The sequence below is a fragment of the Mesorhizobium sp. M1A.F.Ca.IN.020.03.2.1 genome, from assembly GCF_004023205.1.
Classification (GTDB): domain Bacteria; phylum Pseudomonadota; class Alphaproteobacteria; order Rhizobiales; family Rhizobiaceae; genus Mesorhizobium.
Genome location: NZ_RZSV01000353.1, coordinates 1 through 4,046 on the forward strand (window position 1 = coordinate 1; position 4,046 = coordinate 4,046).

The 4,046-nt window shown below is 61.4% G+C and carries 9 protein-coding genes; 8 read left to right on the top strand and 1 reads right to left on the bottom strand.

Annotated elements, in window-relative coordinates; all coding sequences use genetic code 11:
• The 7 genes from EOA79_RS30330 to EOA79_RS30355 all read left to right on the top strand — a co-directional run.
• A partial coding sequence (locus tag EOA79_RS30330) for a methyltransferase (protein WP_245489966.1) occupies positions 1-1,078 on the top strand: 1,078 nt, incomplete at its 5' end.
• Between the two features lie 91 nt (positions 1,079-1,169).
• Positions 1,170-1,481 carry a hypothetical protein gene (locus EOA79_RS30335; protein WP_128161307.1) on the top strand — a complete coding sequence of 104 codons (312 nt, stop codon included), beginning with the start codon at positions 1,170-1,172 and terminating at the stop codon, positions 1,479-1,481.
• 73 nt (positions 1,482-1,554) lie between these two features.
• A complete protein-coding gene (locus EOA79_RS30340) occupies positions 1,555-1,821 on the top strand; it encodes a type II toxin-antitoxin system prevent-host-death family antitoxin (protein ID WP_128161305.1) in 267 nt (88 codons plus the stop codon).
• Positions 1,814-2,233 carry a hypothetical protein gene (locus EOA79_RS30345; RefSeq protein WP_128161303.1) on the top strand — a complete coding sequence of 140 codons (420 nt, stop codon included), beginning with the start codon at positions 1,814-1,816 and terminating at the stop codon, positions 2,231-2,233. The genes EOA79_RS30340 and EOA79_RS30345 overlap by 8 nt, the downstream gene beginning before the upstream one ends.
• Before the next feature lie 10 nt (positions 2,234-2,243).
• Positions 2,244-2,459 carry an antitoxin VbhA family protein gene (locus tag EOA79_RS30350; RefSeq protein ID WP_128161301.1) on the top strand — a complete coding sequence of 72 codons (216 nt, stop codon included), beginning with the start codon at positions 2,244-2,246 and terminating at the stop codon, positions 2,457-2,459.
• A gap of 190 nt (positions 2,460-2,649) precedes the next feature.
• Positions 2,650-2,781, top strand: a complete 132-nt coding sequence (locus tag EOA79_RS34190) for a hypothetical protein (RefSeq protein WP_281060306.1) — start codon at positions 2,650-2,652, stop codon at positions 2,779-2,781.
• 8 nt (positions 2,782-2,789) lie between these two features.
• On the top strand, positions 2,790-3,209 hold the full coding sequence (locus EOA79_RS30355) for a Fic family protein (RefSeq protein WP_245489967.1): 420 nt from the start codon (positions 2,790-2,792) through the stop codon (positions 3,207-3,209).
• A 311-nt stretch (positions 3,210-3,520) separates the two neighbouring features.
• On the opposite strand, the gene EOA79_RS30360 is transcribed toward EOA79_RS30355, so the two are convergent.
• Positions 3,521-3,880 (bottom strand): hypothetical protein, encoded by a 360-nt coding sequence (locus tag EOA79_RS30360; protein ID WP_128161297.1) that lies wholly within the window; start codon positions 3,878-3,880, stop codon positions 3,521-3,523.
• On the opposite strand from EOA79_RS30360, the gene EOA79_RS33275 reads away from it, so the two are divergent.
• Positions 3,867-4,046: hypothetical protein (locus EOA79_RS33275; protein ID WP_206639289.1), on the top strand; the 180-nt coding region annotated here is incomplete at its 3' end. The genes EOA79_RS30360 and EOA79_RS33275 overlap by 14 nt on opposite strands.

Consider the following 4,046-nt stretch of genomic DNA (forward strand, 5'->3'; position numbering starts at 1 on the left):
GCCCGCCGGCGACGCCGGCGAGCCCTCCCTTGTGCAGGACCAGGTGCGCGAAGATCCGCGTGCGCGGATCTTCGCGCACCTGTCCCTTCGGGCGGGTGATCCCCCTCCGGTTTTGCCTGTTGCCCCCTCTCTCCGGTCGGATCGCCGACTGCTCGGGAGCAGGAGCGGGGCTCCTGCCCCTCTTAGGGACAGGAAGACCGCGTTCCGCGGGAAACAGGAGATCAGCACTATGGCGAACCTGACCAAAGCGCAGCGCAAAGCTCATGCCGCGGCAGAGGCGCTTCTAACCAAGGAGCGATTGACCGAGGACGAGCGCGATTTCGTCTTTCAGAACTGGCATGAGGGCGCAAACCACATCAACGGTGCTGCCGGTGCATTCTTCACGCCGTGGGGCTTGGCCGGTGATTTCGCGCTCGATGCTCAATGCCAGGGCGACAAGGTCATCGACCTTTGTGCTGGAATCGGCGTGCTTTCCTATTTCGTGCATTGCCGAAGCAGATGGGGCGGCAACATGCCCGAAATCACCTGTGTTGAGAACAATCCCCGCTATGTCGAAGTGGGCCGCAAGCTGCTGCCGGAAGCCCGGTGGATCAATGCAAACGTGTTCGACTGGCGGGACTGGTGGTTTCGGGGGCTTGAAGGCGAGATGTTCGACCTTGCGATTGCCAATCCGCCGTTCGGCAAGGTGAAGCGCCAGCGATGCGGCCCGCGCTATCAGGGCGCCGAATTTGAATATCATGTCATCGACATCGCCAGCGAGATAGCCGACCAGGGCACGTTCATCGTCCCGCAGCAGTCCGCTCCGTTTCGCTATTCCGGCGCTCAGTATTTCGAACGCCGCCAGTCCGGGCGCGGCGTCGATTTCGAAGAGATGACCGGCCTACAGATGGAAATCGGCGCTGGCGTCGATACGTCGATCCACAAGGACGACTGGAAAGATACATCGATCGTCTGCGAAATCGTCTGCATTGAGTTTGCCGAGCTTCGCGAGCGCAAGGCGTTTGAGCGTGAGCGGATCGCGTCCGCACCCATGCCGGCAACGCCAGTCCGCCCGGCCGAGCAACTGGCTTTGCTGTAGTGCCAAGGATGAATCGAGCCCGCCGCCCAAGTCTTAACAACGGCAGGCTTTCCCCTCACAATCACTTGCCAAGCCCGGAGGCAATATTGGCATGAGCCGCTTCTACGTCACCATGATCAACAAGGGCCGCACCGATGACGAGGCCGCCATCGGCTACGATGGGCCGTTGCGGACCTTCTTTCTGCAAGGCTTCTTTGACAATGAGTCCGATTTTGACGAACCGGAACTCTGGCTTGGAACCCGCCTTGCGGAGTTTCCAACCATGGAATCCTTGATCGAGGAAGCCCGCAGCCGGGGATACGAGGTCAGGGGCCTGAAACCCGGCGATGTCATCACCATGCTGGCCGAGGCCGGTCAGACGAACGAGCCGACCATTTGGGAGCGCATCGGCCTGATATTCTAGGCGCGTAAAACCTGAAAAGGCTTGCCTTTTGCAGTTTTCTGTATATTACAGAATTTCCAGAAAGGTGAAGGTCATGACCAACAAAACCATATCATCCGTCGAGTTTGTACGGCATTTCGGGCGCTATCACGACGAGGCAATGCGCGAGCCAATCACCCTCACCAAGCATGGCCGCGCATCCGTTGTCGTGGTGCCGGTCGATGTCTACGAGCGCATGATGTCGAGGGACGATCCGCGCCGCGCCTACGGCGCCGGCGAAATGCCGCGCGAACTGGCAGACATGTTCCTGGCGCAGCTAGAGCAGGATTCCGCCGACTATCAGGCTTCGAAGGATGACTGATCGTTTCGGCAAGGGCGATATCGTCGGCTATCCCTATCTGTGGCGCTGGCAGGACGAGCAGGGCCGCGAGCATGGCGAGAAGGATCGCCCGGTCTGCCTGATCCTTTCCATGCGCGACGACAAGGATAACACCCACGTCCTGTTGCTGCCGATCTCGTCAACGCCGCCCTATGAGGGACAGACCGCCCTCGAAATTCCAGCGTTGGAATTGCAGAGGGCGAAACTCTCGACCTTCAAGCGCGGCTGGATCACCGTCAGCGAGTGCAATTACGATATCCTCGAAAGATCGTATCACTTCGACACCCGGCAAAAGCCGCGCGGCAAATTCAGCGGCATCTTTCTTGAGGAGGTCCGCAAAGCGTTCGCACCGTTCCTCGCAGCAGGAAGCGCCCGCGTAGACCGAACACGATAGGAAGCCTCACATGGCACTCGCAGTTAAATCCAAGGCCCCGGCGGCCATCACTCCGGAGGAAATGGAACGCCGCCGCAAAATGGTGCGCAGCGCCTTCCGGTCGAACGCCATCGAGGGCTTGCGGCCGAACCCGGCCTGCCAGCCGGTCTTTGACGCCTTCATTGGCGGTGAGATCGAACTGGCCGAAATGATGCCGCGCGTTAAGGCCCTTCTCGGCATCAAGTAAACATGTCGTTTACGCTTGCCGACGGCATCATCCTCAAAAATTAGATTGGGGCCGAGACACACGAGGCGCTAGAGGCGGCCGAGCATCCGTTGATCGCTATCCGGTTGCTCGAGCTGCAAAGCGGTCTCGGCCCCGAGCCCACGTCGACACGGCCCATCTTCGGGCGCTGCACAAGCACCTGTTTCAGGACGTGTTCGAATGGGCCGGTCATCTGCGCCATCAGCCCTTCACCTTCGAAGACGGCACGCAAGCCATCATGCCCGCCATGCACAAGATCGACGGCCAGGATTTTGCCATCGGCAATCAGATCGACACCGGCTGAAAAGCCTAATGGCCGACCTCGAAAGCCGCGACTTCTTGCGCGGTCTGGATCGTGAGACCTGCGCAAATCAGGCGGCGGAAGCCTTATCCCAACTTAACTCCATCCACCCCTTCCGAGAAGGCAATGGCTGCGTGCAGCGCGAGTTTTTTGCGGCTCTGGCCGAAAAGGCAGGGCATCCCCTCGAATTCGGCGTGATTTCCGACGAACGCATGACGTTCGTCTCGGTCGCCGCGCATGAGCGCGACGACCTGGCGTCCGTGCGTCGCATGTTCGCGGAAATCACCGAGGTCGCCCAGCAGGCAATTGAACGGTCCGACCCGTGCAGGCTCCCCACGTCACAGCATGGGATGGCAGCTACATGGCAACGACCGAGCCGGGCCAAGACTATAGCGGCCGGTTCAGCGGCGCAGCCAGGCCGAACTTCATGATGCAGGCGGACAATGGCTCCATCATCATCGGCAACGTTGCCGATCTGCCGCGCCACGTCCCGAGACGGGCGCGCATTTCGTTTTCACCGCGTCGGATCCTCGCGCCGCACAATTGACGCAGGAACAGACGCAAGCGCCCCTCATTGCTCCGTCACAGAGTGGCGGGAAAGCGTCGAGGTAGCCGTCGCCGCCCGGATCGAAACACGGCCCTCCATGGAAGCGGCAACGTGCCGCCTGGAGGCGGCCGTCGCCGCCGTCTGGCAACAGCCACAAGCCTTGCTTGCTGAGTTGCGCAGCCGCGTTGACGTCAATCAGATACCTGTTTCCACCTTCGCCCAGGACCTGCGACAGAACCCGCAGTACTTCGGGAACTCCAGGGAAGCCGTAGCCTGTTCGGCCGAGACGATGCGGCACGCGAGAACGGGCTTGCCGCAGTGCCCTTGGCCGTCGCGGCGCTGCACGACTACGGCCAATTGCGCACTACGCTCACGGCCGACCTGACACGCGACGAACAGCGCTTTCGGTCGTTGATGCGCGAGCCCATCAGCGACCTGGCGCCGGTCGCGCGCGAGCTCGCCAGCCGGATCGAGCAAACCCCCGCTCACGAGGTTGGCGCTCTTGTCCGCAACGCAGACCACGAGAAGGCAATTCGAGGAATTGCGCAGCTTCATCGCAAGCGTGCGGGAGCGCTTGGGCGTTCCCGGCTCGCTAGAGCTTGCCCGGGACCGCCTTGCGCAGGTGATCCCGAACGCCACGCCCGAACGCGTTCAGGCGTTCGCCTCCGGCTTTTCCCGCGCCGAATTCATCGCGTCCCGTGTCGAGACCGTTCAGCAGGCC